Origin of the sequence: Paracoccus rhizosphaerae, assembly GCF_026162645.1 — a bacterium.
Lineage (GTDB): Bacteria > Pseudomonadota > Alphaproteobacteria > Rhodobacterales > Rhodobacteraceae > Paracoccus > Paracoccus rhizosphaerae.
On record NZ_JAOTBE010000012.1, the window covers coordinates 1 to 19,805 of the forward strand.

The following is a 19,805-nucleotide window of genomic DNA, read 5'->3' on the forward strand; positions in this document are numbered from 1 at the left end:
CAGCGACGACGACGGCCGCCATCGGTGATGATTTCAATCTCAGACATAAGCACGTGCTCAGGCATATGCCTAAGCCTCCATGGTTATGCCCAAGTGTCCGGTCGAAACAGGGGCCACTTCAGATACGGCGTCACCAAAGACGACAGCTGTGGCATGGTTGAGGCAGTCATCCCCCGGTCCTCGAATTGCGCCGGGGCTGTCCCTAGTCCGATCTTCGGGCATGACGCCAGATGCCGCTGGTGATCGTGCTGCAGAGTTTCTTTCCTGCACGAGATCCAGCTTGTGCCGAAGGGTCGGGGTGGGCAAAACCGTTTTCTAGTATGGCTACCGCTTCATCTGTCGATATATCCGGACCCTCACATGATGTTCAACATGGCTGCAAAGCCTTATGCCGACCCTGCGCCAAGGCCCCTCGGCGCAATGGGGCCATCGGACGTCGTCCCGATCAGCCTTAAATGCGCGCGCCCTACGGCTGCTGAAAGCAGACGAACATATTCGGTCTTTCATGGGCACGTCGGAACGCGGGATGCGACCGGCGGGGGGCGCGGCTGATGCTGGGGCTGTGGCTGATCGTCATTCTGCTGGTCCTTGGGCGGGTGCTGCGCATGCCGAGGCGGGTGACGCTGGCCATGATCGGGGTGCTGTGGGCGGGCATGATGCTGCTGCAGCTAATGCTGCCGGACAGCGCGGCGGCGCGTGCCGTGGGCGGCTCGGCCAGGGGCTGGCTGCTGCTGGGGGCGGCGGTGGCGCTGGTTGCGGGCTATCGCCGGGGGCTGGCCATGTTGCGGCGGCGTGCGGCGCCGTTGCCCTTGACCGGGGTGCCGGACGATGGCCTTTCGGACGCCGATCTTGACCGCTACGCCAGGCACCTGGTGCTGCGCCAGATTGGCGGGCCGGGGCAGATGCGGCTCAGGGCGGCGCGGGTGCTGGTTGTCGGCGCGGGCGGACTGGGGTCGCCCATCTGCCTCTATCTGGCGGCGGCGGGGGTGGGGCGCATCACGCTGGCCGATGACGACACCGTCAGCTTGTCGAACCTGCAACGCCAGGTGATCTTCCGCGATGACCTGCAGGGCGAACCCAAGGCCTATGCCGCGGCCGAGGCGATGCTGAAGCTGAACCCGCGCATCGATGTCACGCCGCTGCTGCGCCGGATCGGCGAGGATGACGGCGACTTGATCGCGGACCATGACCTCGTGATTGACGGCACCGACAGCTTCGACGGCCGCGCGGCGATCAACCGGGCCTGTGTGGCGGCAGGGGTGCCGCTGATCTGGGGCGCGATCGCGCAGTGGGAGGGGCAGGCCACCCTGTTCGACCCCGCGCGCGGCGGTCCCTGCATGGCCTGCCTGTTCCCCACCGCCCCCGTCCACGACGCCCCGTGTGCCGCGGCTGGCGTGGTCGGCGCCCTGCCGGGCGTCATCGGCAGCGTCATGGCGCTCGAGGCGATCAAGCATCTGACGGGTTCGGGGCAGGGGCTGCGCGGCCGGATGATGCTGTTTGACGGGCTCTACGGCGAAAACCGGATGGTCGAGGTGGCGCGCGACAGCGACTGCCCCGTCTGCGGCCCGCAGGCTCTGGCACCCGGCGCGGCGTGACCCTAGGGTGTCTGCCAATGAAGGAGGCGCCGATGAACCGCGAACTGACCCACTGGACCGGCCCCGAGGGGCTGCCCCGCTTCGACCTGATCGACGACGGCGACTTCGCCCCTGCCTTCGATCGCGAGCTGACGGCGGCCGAGGCCGCGCACGAGGCGATCGCCGCCAATCCCGATGCGCCGACCTTCGACAACACGATTGCGGCGATGGAGGTCGCCGACGAGGGGCTGAACCGCCTTCTGTCGATCTTCTATACGCTGGCCGGTGTCGATTCGAACGACGCGCGGCAGGCGCTGCAGCGTGACTTCGCGCCGCGGCTGGCGGAGTATGGCAGCCGGATCAGCATGGACCCGCGGCTCTATGCGCGGGTCAAGGCCGTGGCCGAGGGCGCCGAGGAGCTGGTGCCTGAGGATCGCCGCATCATCGAGCTGGCGCTGCGTGACCTGACGCGGGCGGGCGCGGGGCTGAACCCGGAAGACCGGACCAGGATGGCCGCCATTCGGGCGCGGCTGGCGGTGCTGACGACCGATTTTACGCAAAACGTGCTGGCGGACGAACGCGACTTTATCCTGCCTGTCGCCGACGACCGCTTGGCCGGACTTCCCGACTGGCTGGTCCGGGCCATGCGCGCCGCCGCGCGCGAACGGGGCCTGCAGGGGCAGGCCGTGACGCTGAACCGCTCGCTGATCGTGCCTTTCCTGGAACATGCCGACGACAGGGCTCTGCGCGAGACGGCCTTCCGGGCATGGATCGCGCGCGGATCGGGCCAAGGGGCCGGCGGTGCCAAGACGGACAACCTGCCGCTGGTGCAGGAGATCCTGCAGCTGCGGCACGAACGCGCGCGGCTGCTGGGCCACGACGATTTCGCCAGCTGGAAGCTGGAGACGCAGATGGCGGCCACGCCCGACCGGGTGGAGGACCTGCTGTCACAGGTCTGGACCGCCGCCCGCGCCCGCGCGGCCGAGGATCAGGACAAGCTGACGGCCATGCTGCATGCCGACGGCGTCAACGGCACGCTCGAGGCTTGGGACTGGCGCCATTATGCGGAAAGGCTGCGCCAGCAAGAGCACAGCATCGACGCGGGGCAGGTGGCGCCCTATCTGACGCTGGAGGCGATGCTGGGTGCCGTCTTCGACGTGGCGCATCGCCTGTTCGCGCTGGAGTTCGAGGTGTTGGAGGCGCCGCTCTGGGCGCCGGATGTCCGGGCTTGGCGGGTGACGAGGGGCGGGCGACTGATGGCGATCTTCGTCGGCGACTTCTTCGCGCGGCCCTCGAAGCGGTCCGGGGCCTGGTGTTCCGCCCTGCAGGTGCAGCACAAGATCGGGGAAGGTCAGCGCGCCATCGTGGTGAACGTCTGCAACTTCACCCCACCGGAAACGGCGGGCGGACCGGCCTTCCTGTCGTGGGACGACGCGCGGACGCTGTTCCACGAGTTCGGCCATGCGACGCATCACATCCTGTCCGACGTGTCTTGGCCGTCGATCTCGGGGACGTCGGTGGCGCAGGACTTCGTCGAGCTTCCGAGCCAGCTCTATGAGCATTGGCTTGAGCAGCCGTCGGTGCTGGATGCCCATGCCCGCCACCATGAAACCGGCGCTCCCTTGCCGGCGGATCTGCGTGACCGCCTGCTGGCGGCTGGCAATGCCGACGCGGGATTCTCAACGGTGGAGTATCTGGAGAGCGCGCTGGTGGACCTAGCCTTCCACCGTGGCGCGCCGCCGGCGGATGCCATGGCGCGGCAGGCCGAGGTGCTGCACGACCTTGATGCACCGGCGGCGATCCCGATGCGCCATGCGACGCCGCATTTCGCGCATGTCTTCGCCGGAGACGGCTATGCGGCCGGATACTACAGCTATATGTGGTCCGAGGTTATGGATGCCGACGCCTTCGCGGCCTTTGAGGAGACGGGCGATGTCTTCGATCCGGCCACGGCCCGGCGGCTGGTGGAGACGATCCTGTCGCGCGGCGGGTCGGCCCCTGCCGACGATCTGTGGATGGCATTTCGCGGGCGCATGCCGGGAGTGGACGCGCTGCTGAAGGGCCGCGGGTTGACCTGAGACAGAGGAGCCGACCGCCGGTCGGCGCCCTGCCGGGCAGGCCGGGGGCGCGCCGCTGACGCGGTGCGCGGGCGGTTCAATCGCGGATCTCGCCCGCGTCGACGCCCCAGATTGCCGACTTGGGCACCCAGCCGCGCTGTCCGCCGCCGGACACGCGGCACCAGTCGGGCTCGCATTCGTTCAGGCGCAGGATCGCACCCGCCTCGGCCCTGGCGACGATATCGGCGTCCTGGTGCGGTCGAGAGCGCAGTTCGAGCATGTCCTGGGTCACCAACGCGGTGCGCACGCCCGACAGCAGCGCATAGTGCACCCATCCGCCAGCACCATCCTTGTCCTCGACCCGCCGCCAGTGGCCGAACTCGGCCACCACGCGCAGCGGCATGCCGGCGTGGCGGAACACCCAGTCGATGCGGTGCGACAGGCTGGGTCCACGCCTGGCGTTGCCCTCGTTCCCCTTCAGGCTGACATAGCGGGGCAGGGGCAGGTTCGTCACCGGGCCGCGCTGTTCGGTCTGCGCCTCGGGGGCGGGCTGGGCGGCCAATGGCCCGGCCAGGCCCGCCATCAAGACTGCGGCCAGCGCAAGAACCCCCGCTGCGCCGCGCATGCTGCCTGTCGCTGATCTCATCCGCTGTCCGTTCCTGTCCTTCGCGTCGGCCGGCCCGGCGCCAGGGCGCAGGCGGAACCACCTTCTGGGGTCTTGTGCCGGCCCCTCAACGCGGGCAGTTTGCCAAAAGCGCCCGGTCATTGGAAGGGCGCCGCGACACGAGTTCGACACAGTGAGGTGACCATGCCAGCCGCGACCCCCTCGGCCCGCCAGAAGCTGCGCGTGGCGGTGACCCGCCGTCTGCCCGAAGCGGTCGAGACCCGCATGTCGGAACTGTTCGACGTGGTGCTGCGCGACGACGACCGCAAGCTGAGCCAAGACGAGATCGTGTCGCTGATGCAGGGCGTGGACGTGCTGGTGCCGACGGTCACCGACCAGATCACCGCCAACATGCTGGCCCGTGCGGGCGAGCGGCTGAAGCTGATCGCCAACTTCGGCGCTGGGGTGGACCATATCGACGTCCTGTCGGCACGCCAGCGGGGCGTGCTGGTCAGCAACACCCCCGGAGTCGTGACCGAGGATACCGCCGACATGACCATGGCGCTGATCCTGGCGGTGACGCGGCGCATCCCCGAAGGCATGGCCGAGATGCAGGCGGGACGCTGGCAAGGCTGGTCGCCCACGGCCTATCTGGGTGGCCGGGTTGGCGGGCGCCGCTTGGGCATCTTGGGCATGGGCCGGATCGGCCAAGCAGTTGCGCGACGCGCCAATGCGTTCGGCATGCAGGTCCACTACCACAACCGCCGCCGCCTGCGCCCCGAGATCGAGGAGAGCCTGCAGGCCACTTGGTGGGAGAGCCTGGACCAGATGCTGGCGCGCATGGACATCCTCAGCGTGAACGCACCGCACACGCCATCGACATTCCATCTGCTGAACGCGCGGCGGCTGAAGCTGATGAAGCCCTCGGCGGTGGTCGTCAACACCTCGCGAGGCGAGGTGATCGACGAGAACGCGCTGACCCGCATGCTGCGTGCCGGAGAGATCGCAGGCGCGGGCCTCGACGTCTTCGAGCATGGCCACGAGATCAACCCGCGCCTGCGCGAACTGCCGAATGTCGTCCTGCTGCCTCACATGGGCTCGGCCACGGTCGAGGGCCGGGCCGAGATGGGCGAGAAGGTGATCATCAACATCAAGACCTTCGCCGACGGGCACCGGCCGCCGGACTTGGTCGTGCCGTCGATGCTGTGACCGCGCCCGGCGTGACCGTCCGTTGGGCGGTTTCCGTGCTGTTCTTCGTGAACGGGCTGATCGTCGGCAGCTGGGCGCCGAAGCTGCCGGTGCTGCTGTCGCGCCTGTCCATCACCGAGGCGACGCTGGGGCTGATCGTTTTGGGGCTGGGGATCGGATCGCTTGTGATGATGCCGGTCTTTGGTGCGATGGTGGCGCGGCGCGGATCGCGTCAGGCGGTGACGCTAGGCGCCTGGCTGGCGGCGCCTTCCCTGATCTGGATCTCGATCGCGCCGGACCTGTGGTCGGTGGCGGCGGCGGTCTTCCTGTTCGGCGGCGTGATCGGGGGCATGGATGTCGCCATGAATGCCAACGCTGTCGCGGTCGAGCGGGCGCGTGATCGCGCGATCATGTCTTCTTGCCACGGCTTCTGGAGCCTGGGTGCCTTTGCCGGCGCCGGGGCGGGGGGCGCGGTCATCCAAGCCGGCGGCGACATCCTGCACGCGGTTTTTGTGACGGCCGTCGCGCTTGCCGCCCTGGCTTGGGCGCTGCCCCGCCTGCTGACCGATGCGCCCGCCCCGGATGCCCCCAAGGCGCCGCTGCGACTGCCGCGCACGGGGTTGCCCTATCTGCTGGGGCTGATGGCGCTGACCTCGATGGTGCCGGAAGGGGCAATCCTTGATTGGGCTGCCGTCTATCTTGAGCGCGAGATGGGCGCCTCTCTGGCAGTGGCCGGCTGGGGCTTTGCCGCCTGTGCCGGAACGATGGCCACGATGCGCTTTCTGGGCGATGCGCTGCGGCTGCGCTTCGGCGCAGTCCGCACCCTGCGGATCAGCGCGGCCATTGCCATGGCGGGGCTGGCGCTTGCGGGCCTGGGGACCGTACCCGCAGCGGCCATCGCAGGTTTCGCGCTGGCGGGCATCGGCATTGCCAACATGGTGCCGATCGCGCTGTCGGCAGCGGGCAACGTGCCGGGTCTTGCGGCAGGCGTCGGGCTGTCGGTCGTGACCATCATGGGCTATTCCGGCATCCTGCTGGCACCTGGCAGCATCGGATGGCTGGCCGAAAAGCTGAGCCTGGGGACGATCTATCTGGGTCTGGCAGTCCTGCTGCTGGTCCCGCTGGCGCTGTCGCGACTGGCCGCCACGGCCGATTTCGAGACCCGCTGAACGGCGCTTTTGTCGTAGGATGGCGTTTCCGCGTTACAGGAGTTGCCGATGTTCACTGCGGGAAATCGGTCGTGGCTGCTTGCTCCGCGGTTGGCAGCCGCCAGGCCTCCGGCAGCCCAGGAACTGGCTCGGCCCTTCGGTCCTCGGATGCCCTAGCCCCTGCTGTGGTGCGGCCGAGGTGATGGGGCTGGATCCGAACGGCGACGGGTCCCTGGCGATCCGCACCGGGGTCCGAACTACCGATGATCGGGCAGGCGCCTAGCGGCGACCGGGTGGGCGTCTATGACCGGCGCGGCGACGGGTACGCGATCAGCTTCGGGCCGGCGAACCGGCTTGGCTGGGTGCACGGGAACTGGCTGGGAACTTCATCCCCTGAGGGTCAACGATAGACCTGCGTGTCGTCGGGAAAGCTGCGGTCGCGGACGGCGGCGGCATATTCGGCGATCGCCTGATCGGCGCGGTCGCCCAGATCGCCGAACTTGCGCACGAAGCGCGGCACACGGCCTGACAGGCCCAGCATGTCGTCCAGCACCAGAATTTGTCCGTCACAGCGGGCGCTGGCGCCGATGCCGATGGTCGGGATCGGCACGGCCTCGGTGATGCGGTCGGCCAGCGCCTCCATGACGCCCTCAACGACGACCGAGAATGCTCCTGCCTCTGCCACCGCCTGCGCGTCAGCCAGGTGGACGGGCCAGCTGGCCTGGTCGCGCCCTTGCGTCTTGAAGCCGCCCATCACATTGGTCGCCTGCGGGGTCAGCCCGACATGCGCCATCACCGGGATGCCGCGGTCGACCATGAAGCGGATGGTAGGGGCCATGCGGCTGCCACCCTCGAGCTTGACGGCGCCGCAGCCGGTCTCGGCGATGATGCGGGCTGCGTTGCGGAAGGCCTGCTCGGGGCTTTCCTCATAGCTGCCGAAGGGCATGTCGATCACAACCATGGCGCGCCGACTGCCGCGCATAACGGCCTGCCCGTGTAGGATCATCATGTCCAAAGTGACGCCCAGGGTCGAGGGCATGCCGTGCACCACCATCCCCAGCGAATCACCCACCAGGATGATCTCGGCATGCGCGTCGACAAGCATCGCCATCGGGGCGGTATAGGCCGTCAGCGCCACGATGGGCGCGGCACCCTTGGCCTGCATGATCTGGGGGACGGTAACGCGTTTGACGGGGGCCTGTGCGGACATCGGGAACCTTTCAGGGTTGAGCCACGCGCTGGTCGATCAGCAGCACGTCGCCGAAGCGGACTGCCAGCAGGATCACCACCGGGGCCGAGAGCGACGCGACCCGCATCAGGCTGCGGGCGTCACGGATATCGACGGACTGGACCTCGGCCCGCGGCTCGGACCGCAGGATCTCGCGAATCCGGCGGCGGACCTGCGACAGGGGCTGGCCCTCGGCCACCATCGCCTGCGCATGATCCAGCGCGCGGTTCAGCACCGGTGCGGCGGCGCGGTCGGCCGGGGACAGGCGCTGGTTGCGCGACGACATGGCCAGGCCATCGGCTTCGCGGACCGTGGGCACGGGCAGGATCTGCACCGGCACGTCCAGGTCGTCGACCATCTGCCGGATCAGAGTCAGCTGCTGGAAGTCCTTTTCGCCGAAGGCAGCGGCGTCGGGCTGCACGATGTTGAAGAGCTTCGTCACGACCGTTGCCACGCCCCGGAAGTGACCGGGGCGCAGCCGGCCGATCAGCATGCGGCCAAGGCCGGCGACCTCGACATGGGTCTGCGAGCCGGGGCGATAGATGTCAGCGACGCCCGGCAAGAAGACCGCGTCGCAGCCCGCCTGTCGCAGCAGTGCCAGGTCACCTGGTTCGTTTCGCGGATATTTCTCCAGGTCCTCGTTCGGGCCGAACTGGGTGGGATTCACGAAGATCGAGGTGACCACGCGGCCGCCACCCTCGGCCTCGACCCAGTCGCGGGCGCGGGCAACCAGGGCCAGGTGGCCGTCATGCAGCGCACCCATGGTCGGCACCAGCGCCAGGCGCGCGCCGGCAGCGCGCCAGCCGCGCGTGCAGGCCCGCATCTCTTGCGTGCTGCGACAGATCTGCATGGTCGTCCCCCCGAGGCGTGGGGCGCAACCTAGCCTCCCGCCCCCTCCCGGGCAAGGGCGGCAACGCAGTGTATTGTATTCCATCAGGAAGGCCCGGTGGCTTGTCGACCCCACCGAGCGGCTCCGCCCCCGAGAGGCCGGGCGGCTGCTTCTTGTAAGGCCGTGAGATGTTGGTCGAGGGGGGCCAAGTTGTCTCTGGGCCGCCGATGTCGGCGATGAGATGCCTTGGTCAGGTCGTCACAGCGACATGCGTCCTATTACGACGGAGACTCCGTTAACCTGTCACGACGCACTCAGTTGAAACGACGGCCACGTGATCATTTTGATGCTGCGGTGCAGCAAAAACTTGACAGGACGGGGCCAGGCTGCGCAAGCTTCAGGTGCGCGGTCCTGTGCGGGCGGTCCATCATGTTCCGGGAACGGATTATGTTGTCTCGCGTGGCGTGTCGGGTGACCCGCAGACGGCCTTGGTTGGCCGGTGCATGGTTGATGTTTCAAGATTGACGCCGCCAAGGTCGTCTTCATACACATGCAAGTATGCTGCATGCAAAAGGCCGAACCCGAAGGCCCGGCCTTTTTGTATTGGAGCGGGCGATGAGATTCGAACTCACGACCCTAACCTTGGCAAGGTTATGCTCTACCCCTGAGCTACGCCCGCACTCCGTTCCGTCTGCGATCCGCTTCCGTTTCCAGTGACCGTCTCGCCTTCGGTGAGCGGTGATTTACGGGAGGTGGCGGAGGGCCGCAAGAGGAAAAAACACCAACGGCCGAACTTTTTTCACACGTCCCGCCGTGCCCCGTCATTCGGCCGCGCGCAGCCGCGCAGGCTTCAGCATCGGCCCAAGATAGCGGCCCGTGTGGCTGGCCTCGACCTTGGCGACGGCCTCTGGCGTGCCGGTGGCGACAAGCTGTCCGCCGCCATCGCCGCCTTCAGGGCCGATGTCGATGATCCAGTCCGCGGTCTTGATGACATCGAGGTTGTGCTCGATCACCACCACGGTGTTGCCCTGGTCGACCAGCGAATGCAGCACTTCGAGCAGCTTCCTCACGTCCTCGAAATGCAGACCGGTCGTCGGCTCATCCAGGATATAGAGCGTGCGGCCCGTGGACCTGCGCGACAGTTCCTTGGACAGCTTCACGCGCTGTGCTTCGCCGCCCGAAAGAGTGGTCGCCTGCTGGCCGACCTTGATATAACCAAGGCCCACCTGCATCAGTGCGTCCATCTTCTCACGGATCGACGGGACAGCGGCGAAGAAGGTCTGCGCATCCTCGACCGTCATGTCCAGCACATCTGCGATGGACTTGCCCTTGAACTGCACCTCCAGCGTCTCGCGATTGTAGCGCTTGCCCTTGCAGGTCTCGCATTCGACATAGACGTCGGGCAGGAAGTGCATCTCGATCTTGATGACGCCGTCGCCTTGGCAGGCCTCGCAGCGGCCGCCCTTGACGTTGAAGCTGAAGCGGCCGGGCTTGTAGCCGCGCGCTTTCGATTCGGGCAGGTTCGCGAACCAGTCACGGATCGGAGTGAAGGCGCCGGTATAGGTCGCCGGGTTCGACCGCGGTGTGCGGCCGATGGGGCGCTGGTCGATGTCGATGACCTTGTCCAGATGCTCCAGCCCCTTGATCGTCTCGCAGGGGGCAGGGGTCTGTCGTGCCCCGTTCAGGCGCAGGGATGCGGTCTTGAACAGCGTCTCGATGGTCAGCGTGGATTTGCCGCCCCCTGACACGCCGCTGACGCAGACGAACTTGCCCAACGGGAAATCGGCGGTGACGTTCTTGAGGTTGTTGCCGGTCGCCTTGACCACCGTGATCTTCTTGCCGTTGCCCTTGCGGCGTTCCGACGGAACGTCGATGGCACGGGTGCCCGACAGGTATTGCCCGGTCAGGCTGTTCGGGTCCGAGGCAATCTGATCGGGCGTGCCGTGGCTGACCACGGTGCCGCCATGAACCCCGGCACCGGGCCCCATGTCGAAGACATAGTCCGCGTGACGAATCGCGTCCTCGTCATGCTCGACCACCAATACCGAGTTCCCCTGGTCGCGCAGGTTCATCAGCGTGGTCAGCAATCGGTCGTTGTCGCGCTGGTGAAGGCCGATGGAGGGTTCGTCCAGCACGTAAAGCACGCCCGTCAAGCCGCTGCCGATCTGTGATGCCAGGCGGATCCGCTGGCTTTCACCGCCAGACAGGGTGCCTGCCGCGCGCGACAGCGTCAGGTAGTCCAGCCCCACGTTCACCAGGAACCCCAACCGTTCGCGGATCTCCTTCAGGATCGCGACAGCAATCTCGTTCTTCTGCTTGGACAGTTGCGCGGGCGCCGCCTCGATCCAGGCCAGCGCCTCCTTGATCGACAGCTCGACCACTTGGCCGATGTGGTTTCCGGCGATCTTGACGGCGAGCGCCTCGGGCTTGAGGCGATAGCCCGCGCAGGCGCCGCAGGGGCGGTTGTTCTGGTAGCGCTCGAACTCCTCCCGCACCCACTGGCTGTCCGATTCGCGCAGCCGCCGCTCCATGTTGGGGATCACGCCCTCGAAGGTGCGGCCGATCTCGTAGACGCGGCCGGCATCGTCAAAGCGGAACTTGATCTCCTCCTTGCCGGACCCGCGCAGGAACATGTCGCGGATATCGTCCGGCAGGTCCTTCCAAGCGGTTTTCTTGTCGAAGCCATAGTGCTTGGCCAAGGCGTTCACGGTCTGCGTCAGATAGGCTGATTTCGACTTGGCCCAAGGCGCGATGGCACCCTTGTCGACCGACAGGGCCGCGTCGGGGACGATCAGGCGTTCGTCGAAGAACAGCTCGACCCCCAGGCCGTCGCAGACCGGGCAGGCGCCGAAGGGAGCGTTGAACGAAAACAGCCGCGGCTCGATCTCGGGAATGGTGAAGCCGCTGACGGGGCAGGCGAATTTCTCGCTGAAGGTCAGGCGCTGCGGCTCGTCCTCGGCGGTTTCCAGATGCGCGATCCCGTCGGCCAGGTCCAGGGCGGTGCGCAGGGAATCGGCCAGTCGCGTCTCCAGCCCTTCGCGGACGACAATCCGGTCGACGACGACGTCGATGTTGTGACGGAACTTCTTGTCCAGCGCCGGCGCGTCCTCCAGGTCATGGAAGGTGCCGTTGATCTTGACGCGCTGGAAGCCTTGGCGGCGCAGCTCCAGCAGCTCTTTCTTGTATTCGCCCTTTCGGTCGCGGACGATGGGAGCCAGCAGATAGGCGCGCGTGCCCTCGGGCAGGGCCATGACGCGGTCGACCATGTCCTGCACCTGCTGCGCCTCGATCGGCAGGCCGGTGGCGGGAGAATAGGGCGTGCCTGCGCGGGCGAACAGCAGGCGCAGATAGTCATAGATTTCCGTGACGGTGCCGACGGTTGACCGGGGGTTCTTCGACGTCGTCTTCTGTTCGATGCTGATGGCGGGGGACAGGCCGCTGATGTGGTCGACGTCCGGCTTGCCCATCATGTCCAGGAACTGGCGCGCATAGGCCGACAGGCTTTCGACATAGCGCCGCTGCCCTTCGGCATAGATCGTGTCAAAGGCCAAGGACGACTTGCCGCTGCCCGACAGGCCGGTGATCACCACCAGCTGGTCGCGCGGGATGTCCATATCCACGCCCTTGAGATTATGTTCGCGCGCGCCGCGCACCTCGATGAACTTCTGTTCCATCACGTGCCCCTCTGCCAAGTCGCATCAGATAGGGACGCTTGGCCGGAAAGCAAGTTCCAAATACGAACATAAAGTGAACAGCGCAGACGTGTCCGCCTTTCGTCGCTCTTGCGTCATGATGATGGCGATGGTTGCGCTGCAACGCAGCACGGCTAGGATGCGGCCGAGGACGATAAGGGGGACGGCATGTTCAAGAAGATCCTGATCGCGAACCGTGGCGAGATCGCGATCCGCGTGATGCGGGCGGCGAACGAGCTGGGCAAGAAGACGGTTGCCGTCTATGCCGAGGAAGACAAGCTGGGCCTGCACCGCTTCAAGGCGGACGAGGCCTATCGCATCGGCGAGGGGCTGGGACCGGTCGCGGCCTACCTGTCGATCCCCGAGATCATCCGCGTGGCGAAGCTCTCGGGCGCCGACGCGATCCATCCGGGTTATGGGCTCCTGTCGGAAAACCCGGATTTCGTGGATGCGTGCGCCGAGGCCGGCATCACCTTCATCGGCCCGCGCGCCGACACGATGCGCGCGCTTGGCGACAAGGCCAGCGCGCGGCGCGTGGCCATCGAGGCGGGCGTGCCCGTCATCCCCGCGACCGAGGTGCTGGGCGAGGACTTCGACGCCATCAAGGCCGAGGCGGCCGAGATCGGTTATCCGCTGATGCTGAAGGCCAGCTGGGGCGGCGGCGGGCGCGGGATGCGGCCCATCAACAAGCCCGAAGAGCTGGTGGAAAAGGTTCGCGAGGGCCGCCGCGAGGCCGAGGCCGCCTTCGGCAATGGCGAGGGCTATCTGGAGAAGATGATCCTGCGTGCCCGCCATGTCGAGGTGCAGCTGCTGGGCGACACGCACGGCGGCCTTTATCATCTTTATGAGCGCGACTGCACGGTGCAGCGCCGCAACCAGAAGGTTGTCGAACGCGCGCCTGCGCCCTATCTGACCGACGCGCAGCGCGAGGAAGTCTGTGGCCTGGCGCTGAAGATCGGCCAGGCGGTCGGATACCAGAATGCCGGCACCGTCGAGTTCCTGATGGATATGGACAGCCAGCAGTTCTACTTCATCGAGGTGAACCCGCGCGTCCAGGTCGAGCATACCGTGACCGAGGAGGTCACCGGCATCGACATCGTCCAGTCCCAGATCAAGATCGCCGAGGGCGCGACCCTGGCCGAGGCGACCGGCCACGCCCGGCAGGAAGACGTGACGCTGTCGGGCCACGCGCTGCAGTGCCGCGTGACCACGGAAGACCCGCAGAACAACTTCATCCCGGACTACGGCCGGATCACTGCCTATCGCAGTGCGACGGGGATGGGCATCCGCCTGGACGGCGGCACCGCCTATTCCGGCGGCGTCATCACGCGGTACTATGACTCGCTGCTGGTCAAGGTCACGGCCTGGGCACAGACGCCCGATCAGGCGATCAAGCGCATGGATCGCGCGCTGCGCGAGTTCCGGGTGCGGGGCGTTTCCACGAATATCGACTTCGTCATCAACCTGCTGAAGCACCCGACCTTCCTGAACGACACCTACACGACCAAGTTCATCGACACGACCGAGGACCTCTTCGACTTCAAGAAGCGGCAGGACCGGGCGACCAAGATCCTGACCTACCTGGCCGACATCAGCGTGAACGGGCACCCGGAAACGGCGGGCCGCCCGCTGCCGCCCGCGCAGGCGCGCCCGCCCGTGCCGCCCGCGCCCGTCGCGGACCCCCGGCCCGGCACCCGCCAACTGCTGGAGGAGAAGGGCGCGCAGGCCGTGGCCGACTGGATGGCGGCGCAGAAGCAGCTTCTGATCACCGACACGACCATGCGCGACGGTCACCAGTCGCTGCTGGCGACGCGGATGCGGTCCATCGACATGATCCGTGTGGCGCCCTCCTATGCCGCGAACCTGTCGCAGCTGTTCTCGGTCGAATGCTGGGGCGGGGCGACCTTCGACGTGGCCTATCGCTTCCTGCAGGAATGCCCGTGGCAGCGCCTGCGCGACATCCGCGCGGGCATGCCGAACCTGATGACGCAGATGCTGCTGCGCGCGTCGAACGGCGTGGGCTATACCAACTATCCCGACAACGTGGTGCAGTCCTTCGTGGCGCAGGCCGCCAGGACCGGCATCGACGTCTTCCGCGTCTTCGACAGTCTCAACTGGGTCGAGAACATGCGCGTCGCCATGGACGCGGTGATCGACAGCGGCAAGATCTGCGAAGGCACCGTCTGCTATACCGGCAACATGCTGGACCGCGAGCGGTCGAAGTATGACCTGCAATACTATGTCCGCACCGCGCAGGACCTGAAGGCCGCCGGCGCGCATGTGCTGGGGCTGAAGGACATGGCGGGCCTGCTGAAGCCGGCTGCCGCGCGCGTCCTGATCCGCGCGCTGAAGGAAGAAGTCGGCCTGCCGATCCACTTCCACACGCATGACACCAGCGGCATGGGCGGCGCCACGATCCTGGCCGCGGCCGAGGCCGGCGTGGATGCGGTCGATTGCGCCATGGACGCCCTGTCTGGCAACACCAGCCAGCCGACGCTTGGGTCCGTGGTCGAGGCGCTGGCCCAGACCGATCGCGACACGGGCCTGGACATCGGCGCGATTCGCGCGATCAGCAACTATTGGGAGCGGGTGCGCGAAAGCTATGCTGCCTTCGAATCGGGCCTGCAATCGCCCGCGTCCGAGGTCTATCTGCACGAGATGCCGGGCGGGCAGTTCACCAACTTGAAATCGCAGGCGCGGTCGATGGGGCTGGAGGACCGCTGGCACGAGGTGGCCCAGGCCTATGCCGACGTGAACCGGATGTTCGGCGACATCGTGAAGGTCACGCCGTCGTCCAAGGTCGTGGGTGACATGGCGCTGATGATGGTGTCGCAGAACCTGACGCCCGCCGATGTCATGGACCCGAACCGCGACATGTCCTTCCCCGACAGCGTCGTCGACATGATGCGCGGCAACCTGGGCCAACCCCCCGGCGGATGGCCCGAGGCGATCCAGAAGAAGGTCCTGAAGGGTGAGGCCCCCATCACCGACCGCCCCGGTGCGCATCTGGAGCCTGTCGACATCGAGGCCGTCCGCCGAAAGCTGATCGAGGAGCTGGACGTCGAGATCGACGACGAGGATCTGAACGGCTACCTGATGTATCCCAAGGTCTTCACCGACTACATGCAGCGCCACCAGACCTATGGTCCGGTGCGCACGCTGCCGACGCGAACCTTCTTCTACGGCATGGAGCCGGGGCAGGAGATCAGCGTTGAGATCGACCCCGGCAAGACGCTGGAGATCCGCCTGCTGACCCTGGGCGAGACCGACGAGACCGGCCAGATGAAGGTCTTCTTCGAGCTGAACGGCCAGCCGCGCCAGGTGCGGGTCCCGAACCGCAAGGCGACCGGCGCGCAGGCCGCGCGGCCCAAGGCCGATCCGACGAACTCGGGCCATGTCGGCGCGCCCATGCCGGGCGTCGTGGCCTCGGTCGGCGTGACGGCGGGGCAGGCGGTCACCCAGGGCGACCTGCTCTTGACCATCGAGGCCATGAAGATGGAGACCGGCATCCACGCCGACCGCGACGGCACCATCAAGGCCCTCCATGTCAGCCCCGGACAGCAGATCGACGCCAAGGATCTGATGGTCGAGATCGAGTGACAATCCGCCGCGGCCCTGCGACTTGAAGGGCCGCGGCCTAGCCCCCAGCTTGGTCAGGCATGCCTGCGCTCTGGTGCGGCACGGCTGTTGGATTCTGTGCAACTGCGTCCAATGCCCCGCGTTTCGCCGCCCCGGAGCCGTTGACCCCGCAGCCTGCCGGGTCTAAACGGCACACAGCCAACCCGTCGCGAGGTGAGCCGTGATCCCCGCGACCGACAAGGGGATCAACGCCCGTGGAAAACCTTCTGCAGGATTATCTGCCCATCCTCGTCTTCCTGGGGATGGCGTCGGCACTTGCAATCATCCTGATGCTGTCGGCCATCGTCATCGCCGTGCGCAACCCCGATCCGGAAAAGGTCAGCGCCTACGAAAGCGGCTTCAACCCGTTCGACGACGCGCGGATGAAGTTCGACGTCAGGTTCTACCTCGTGTCGATCCTGTTCATCATCTTCGACCTTGAGGTCGCGTTCCTGTTCCCCTGGGCCACGACCTTCGCCGTCCTCAGCGACGTCGCCTTCTGGTCGATGATGGTGTTCCTGGGCGTGCTGACCGTGGGCTTCGCCTACGAATGGAAGAAAGGGGCGCTTGAATGGGCGTGATGACCGGAGCGAACACCGCCGGTCCCGACCGCGAGGTCGCGACCGCCACCCTGAACCGCGAGCTGCAGGACAAGGGCTTCCTGCTGACCACGACCGAGGACATCATCAACTGGGCGCGCAACGGGTCGCTGCACTGGATGACCTTCGGCCTGGCCTGCTGCGCGGTCGAGATGATGCACACGTCGATGCCGCGCTATGACTTAGAACGCTTCGGGACCGCGCCGCGCGCATCGCCGCGCCAGTCGGACCTGATGATCATCGCGGGCACGCTGACCAACAAGATGGCGCCGGCGCTGCGCAAGGTCTATGACCAGATGCCGGAACCGCGCTATGTGATCAGCATGGGCAGCTGCGCCAATGGTGGCGGCTATTACCACTATAGCTATTCCGTGGTGCGCGGCGCCGATCGGATCGTCCCCGTGGACATCTACGTCCCCGGCTGTCCGCCCACGGCCGAGGCGCTGCTGTACGGCATCCTGCAACTTCAGCGCCGGATCCGGCGCACCGGCACCTTGGTGAGGTAACGATGGCCGTTTATCCCGACACCGACGCGCTGGACCAGCTGGCCGAACATATCCGCACCCGCCGCCCGGCCGAGGTCGTCGACACCGCCATCGCCCACGGCGACCTGACGGTGACGGCCACGGCCGCGGGCATCCTCGACCTGATCGAGTTCCTGCGCAGCGACAGCAGTTGCCGGTTTTCTACGCTGATCGACATCACCGCCGTCGACTATCCTTCGCGCCAGCAGCGCTTTGACGTGGTCTGGCACTTCCTGTCGATGTACCAGAACCAGCGCATCCGCGTGAAGGTCGCCATCCGCGAGGATGAGATGCTGCCGTCGCTGACGCGCATCCATCCCTCGGCCAACTGGTTCGAGCGCGAGGTCTTCGACATGTTCGGCATCCTCTTCACGGGGCACCCGGACATGCGGCGCATCCTGACCGATTACGGCTTTGCAGGCCATCCGCTGCGCAAGGACTTCCCGACCACGGGCTATGTCGAGGTCCGCTACGACGAAGCCGAAAAGCGGGTCATCTACGAACCCGTCAGCCTGGTGCAGGAATATCGGCAGTTCGACTTCCTCTCGCCGTGGGAAGGGACGCAGTACGTCCTGCCCGGCGACGAAAAGAGCAAGGGGTAAGGCCATGGACGGCAATCTCCGAGAGAACCAGTATGGTGACGGTTCGCTGGACGCCACGACCGGCGAACAGCGCATTCGCAACTTCAACATCAACTTCGGGCCCCAGCACCCGGCGGCCCACGGCGTGCTGCGCATGGTGCTGGAGCTGGACGGCGAGATCGTCGAGCGTGCGGACCCGCATATCGGCCTGCTGCACCGCGGCACCGAGAAGCTGATGGAAAGCCGCACCTACCTGCAGAACCTGCCCTATTTCGACCGTCTGGACTACGTGTCGCCGATGAATCAGGAGCACGCCTGGTGTCTGGCGATCGAGCGTCTGACCGGCACGGTCGTGCCGCGCCGCGCCAGCCTGATCCGGGTCCTTTATTGCGAGATCGGCCGCATCCTGAACCACCTTCTGGGCCTGACCACGGGCGCGCTGGACGTCGGCGCGCTGACCCCGCCGCTTTGGGGGTTCGAGGCGCGCGAGCAGCTGATGATCTTCTATGAGCGCGCGTCGGGTGCGCGTCTTCATGCGGCCTATTTCCGGCCCGGTGGCGTTCATCAGGACCTGCCGCCCGACCTTCTGGACGACATCGAGGCCTGGTGCGACCAGTTCCCGAAGGTGCTGGACGATCTAGACACGCTGCTGACCGAGAACCGGATCTTCAAGCAGCGCCTGGTTGGCATCGGCGTCGTGGGCGAACAGGACGCGCTGGACTGGGGCTTCTCGGGCGTCATGGTGCGCGGCTCCGGCATGGCTTGGGACCTGCGTCGCAGTCAGCCTTACGAATGCTATGACGAGTTCGACTTCAAGATCCCCGTCGGCACCAACGGCGACTGCTATGACCGCTTCCTCTGCCGGATGCAGGAGATGCGGGAATCGACCAGCATCATGCGCCAGGCGATCCACAAGCTGCGGGCCGAGCCGATGGGCGACATCCTGGCGCGCGGCAAGCTGACGCCGCCCAAGCGGGGCGACATGAAGCGCGACATGGAAAGCCTGATCCACCACTTCAAGCTTTATACCGAGGGCTTCCACGTCCCGGCGGGCGAAATCTATGCCGCCGTCGAGGCGCCCAAGGGCGAGTTCGGCGTCTATCTGGTCAGCGATGGCACCAACAAGCCGTACCGCGCCAAGCTGCGGGCGCCGGGCTTCCTGCACCTGCAATCCATGGACTGGATGGCCAAGGGTCACCTGCTGGCGGACGTGCCGGCGCTGATCGCCACCCAGGATATCGTCTTCGGAGAGGTTGACCGCTGATGCTGCGCCGCCTTCACCCCGTCCAGCCGGACAGCTTCGACTTCACGCCCGCGAACCTGGAATGGGCGCGGGCGCAGATGACGAAGTATCCCGAAGGTCGCCAGCAGTCGGCGATCATTCCGCTTCTGTGGCGCGCGCAAGAGCAGGAGGGCTGGCTGTCCCGGCCCGCGATCGAAACCTGCGCCGAGATGCTGGGCATGGCCTACATCCGGGCCTTGGAAGTGGCGACGTTCTACTTCATGTTCCAGCTGCAACCCGTTGGGACTGTGGCGAATATCCAGATTTGCGGCACCACGACCTGCATGATCTGCGGGGCCGAGGCGCTGATCGAGGTCTGCAAACGCAAGATCGCGCCTGCGCCGCATACGCTGTCGGCCGACGGCAAGTTCAGCTGGGAAGAGGTCGAATGTCTGGGCGCCTGCGCCAATGCGCCGATGGCCCAGATCGGCAAGGACTACTATGAGGATCTGACGCCCGAGAGCCTCGAGGCGCTGATCGACCGCATGTCGGCGGGCGAGGTGCCCCAGCCGGGGTCGCAGACCGGACGCTTCGCATCGGAACCGGCAGAGGGCCTGACCAGCCTGACCGGCACCGAGGGCAGCCGGATGAACGCAAGCGTCCAACTCGCGACGGATCTGGGCGAGACGCTGAAGCGAATCGACGGGACCGAGGCCCCGATCCTGACCAAGTGGCGCCGGACGCCGGATGCCGCGGTGGACGACCGCTCGGGCCGCGACACCGCTCCCGAGACGGAACCGCGTCCCGCCAAGGGCACGCCTGTCGACGACACCGGCATTACCGAGCAGGAGGCCGAGGCCGCATCCGCCGCGCGCCCCCGGTCGAAGCGCGAGCCCGCCGGCGTCAGGTCCGAGGAGACGCGGGACGGCGGCAAGGACTGA

General features: G+C 66.7%; 14 protein-coding genes and 1 tRNA gene. 10 read left to right on the plus strand and 5 right to left on the minus strand.

All coding sequences use genetic code 11. The annotated features are described in order from the left end of the window. Nucleotides 1–551: 551 nt before the first annotated feature. Nucleotides 552–1,595, plus strand: coding sequence for a HesA/MoeB/ThiF family protein (locus tag OC184_RS06630; RefSeq protein WP_265506396.1), 1,044 nt, complete (start codon nucleotides 552–554; stop codon nucleotides 1,593–1,595). Between the two features lie 32 nt (nucleotides 1,596–1,627). Then, nucleotides 1,628–3,652 (plus strand): M3 family metallopeptidase, encoded by a 2,025-nt coding sequence (locus OC184_RS06635; protein ID WP_265506397.1) that lies wholly within the window; start codon nucleotides 1,628–1,630, stop codon nucleotides 3,650–3,652. Between the two features lie 76 nt (nucleotides 3,653–3,728). Here the strand turns inward: OC184_RS06635 and OC184_RS06640 are convergent, their stop codons facing one another. Further along, entirely contained in the window at nucleotides 3,729–4,277 is a 549-nt protein-coding gene (locus OC184_RS06640) for an SH3 domain-containing protein (protein ID WP_378927272.1), read from the minus strand. Between the two features lie 162 nt (nucleotides 4,278–4,439). Here OC184_RS06640 and OC184_RS06645 point away from each other — a divergent pair, with 162 nt between their 5' ends. Both OC184_RS06645 and OC184_RS06650 read left to right on the plus strand, forming a co-directional pair. Beyond that, complete coding sequence (locus OC184_RS06645; RefSeq protein WP_265506398.1) at nucleotides 4,440–5,444, plus strand: 2-hydroxyacid dehydrogenase; 1,005 nt, start codon at nucleotides 4,440–4,442, stop codon at nucleotides 5,442–5,444. Between the two features lie 11 nt (nucleotides 5,445–5,455). Next, a complete protein-coding gene (locus OC184_RS06650; RefSeq protein ID WP_265506399.1) occupies nucleotides 5,456–6,592 on the plus strand; it encodes an MFS transporter in 1,137 nt (378 codons plus the stop codon). A gap of 379 nt (nucleotides 6,593–6,971) precedes the next feature. Here the strand turns inward: OC184_RS06650 and panB are convergent, their stop codons facing one another. The 4 genes from panB to uvrA form a co-directional block, all read right to left on the minus strand. Next, nucleotides 6,972–7,781 (minus strand): 3-methyl-2-oxobutanoate hydroxymethyltransferase, encoded by an 810-nt coding sequence (gene panB, locus OC184_RS06655; RefSeq protein WP_265506400.1) that lies wholly within the window; start codon nucleotides 7,779–7,781, stop codon nucleotides 6,972–6,974. A 10-nt stretch (nucleotides 7,782–7,791) separates the two neighbouring features. After that, nucleotides 7,792–8,649, minus strand: a complete 858-nt coding sequence (gene panC, locus OC184_RS06660) for a pantoate--beta-alanine ligase (protein WP_265506401.1) — start codon at nucleotides 8,647–8,649, stop codon at nucleotides 7,792–7,794. A gap of 583 nt (nucleotides 8,650–9,232) precedes the next feature. Beyond that, nucleotides 9,233–9,307, minus strand: a tRNA-Gly gene (locus tag OC184_RS06665). A 142-nt stretch (nucleotides 9,308–9,449) separates the two neighbouring features. Next, nucleotides 9,450–12,305, minus strand: coding sequence for an excinuclease ABC subunit UvrA (gene uvrA / locus OC184_RS06670; protein WP_265506402.1), 2,856 nt, complete (start codon nucleotides 12,303–12,305; stop codon nucleotides 9,450–9,452). Nucleotides 12,306–12,488: 183 nt separating this feature from the next. Between uvrA and OC184_RS06675 the strand changes: the two genes are divergently transcribed. From OC184_RS06675 to nuoE, 6 genes are all read left to right on the plus strand, one after another. Continuing rightward, the gene (locus OC184_RS06675) at nucleotides 12,489–15,920 is read left to right on the plus strand and encodes a pyruvate carboxylase (protein ID WP_265506403.1); all 3,432 of its coding nucleotides are present in this window, start codon (nucleotides 12,489–12,491) and stop codon (nucleotides 15,918–15,920) included. A gap of 281 nt (nucleotides 15,921–16,201) precedes the next feature. Next, complete coding sequence (locus tag OC184_RS06680) at nucleotides 16,202–16,519, plus strand: NADH-quinone oxidoreductase subunit A (protein WP_378927275.1); 318 nt, start codon at nucleotides 16,202–16,204, stop codon at nucleotides 16,517–16,519. Beyond that, a complete protein-coding gene (locus OC184_RS06685) occupies nucleotides 16,519–17,043 on the plus strand; it encodes a NuoB/complex I 20 kDa subunit family protein (RefSeq protein WP_265506462.1) in 525 nt (174 codons plus the stop codon). Before OC184_RS06680 ends, OC184_RS06685 begins: the two co-directional genes overlap by 1 nt. Before the next feature lie 2 nt (nucleotides 17,044–17,045). After that, nucleotides 17,046–17,663, plus strand: a complete 618-nt coding sequence (locus OC184_RS06690; RefSeq protein ID WP_265506405.1) for an NADH-quinone oxidoreductase subunit C — start codon at nucleotides 17,046–17,048, stop codon at nucleotides 17,661–17,663. A gap of 4 nt (nucleotides 17,664–17,667) precedes the next feature. Next, entirely contained in the window at nucleotides 17,668–18,906 is a 1,239-nt protein-coding gene (locus OC184_RS06695; RefSeq protein WP_265506406.1) for an NADH-quinone oxidoreductase subunit D, read from the plus strand. Further along, a complete protein-coding gene (gene nuoE / locus OC184_RS06700; protein WP_322630187.1) occupies nucleotides 18,906–19,805 on the plus strand; it encodes an NADH-quinone oxidoreductase subunit NuoE in 900 nt (299 codons plus the stop codon). Before OC184_RS06695 ends, nuoE begins: the two co-directional genes overlap by 1 nt.

Bases quoted from the DNA above. Each gene is read 5' to 3' on its own strand.
- OC184_RS06630 (WP_265506396.1), top strand. From the start codon at position 552: ATGCTGGGGCTGTGGCTGATCGTCATTCTGCTGGTCCTTGGGCGGGTG.
- OC184_RS06635 (WP_265506397.1), top strand. From the start codon at position 1,628: ATGAACCGCGAACTGACCCACTGGACCGGCCCCGAGGGGCTGCCCCGC.
- OC184_RS06640 (WP_378927272.1), bottom strand. From the start codon at position 4,277: ATGAGATCAGCGACAGGCAGCATGCGCGGCGCAGCGGGGGTTCTTGCG.
- OC184_RS06645 (WP_265506398.1), top strand. From the start codon at position 4,440: ATGCCAGCCGCGACCCCCTCGGCCCGCCAGAAGCTGCGCGTGGCGGTG.
- panB (WP_265506400.1), bottom strand. From the start codon at position 7,781: ATGTCCGCACAGGCCCCCGTCAAACGCGTTACCGTCCCCCAGATCATG.
- panC (WP_265506401.1), bottom strand. From the start codon at position 8,649: ATGCAGATCTGTCGCAGCACGCAAGAGATGCGGGCCTGCACGCGCGGC.
- OC184_RS06675 (WP_265506403.1), top strand. From the start codon at position 12,489: ATGTTCAAGAAGATCCTGATCGCGAACCGTGGCGAGATCGCGATCCGC.
- OC184_RS06680 (WP_378927275.1), top strand. From the start codon at position 16,202: ATGGCGTCGGCACTTGCAATCATCCTGATGCTGTCGGCCATCGTCATC.
- OC184_RS06685 (WP_265506462.1), top strand. From the start codon at position 16,519: ATGACCGGAGCGAACACCGCCGGTCCCGACCGCGAGGTCGCGACCGCC.
- OC184_RS06690 (WP_265506405.1), top strand. From the start codon at position 17,046: ATGGCCGTTTATCCCGACACCGACGCGCTGGACCAGCTGGCCGAACAT.
- OC184_RS06695 (WP_265506406.1), top strand. From the start codon at position 17,668: ATGGACGGCAATCTCCGAGAGAACCAGTATGGTGACGGTTCGCTGGAC.
- nuoE (WP_322630187.1), top strand. From the start codon at position 18,906: ATGCTGCGCCGCCTTCACCCCGTCCAGCCGGACAGCTTCGACTTCACG.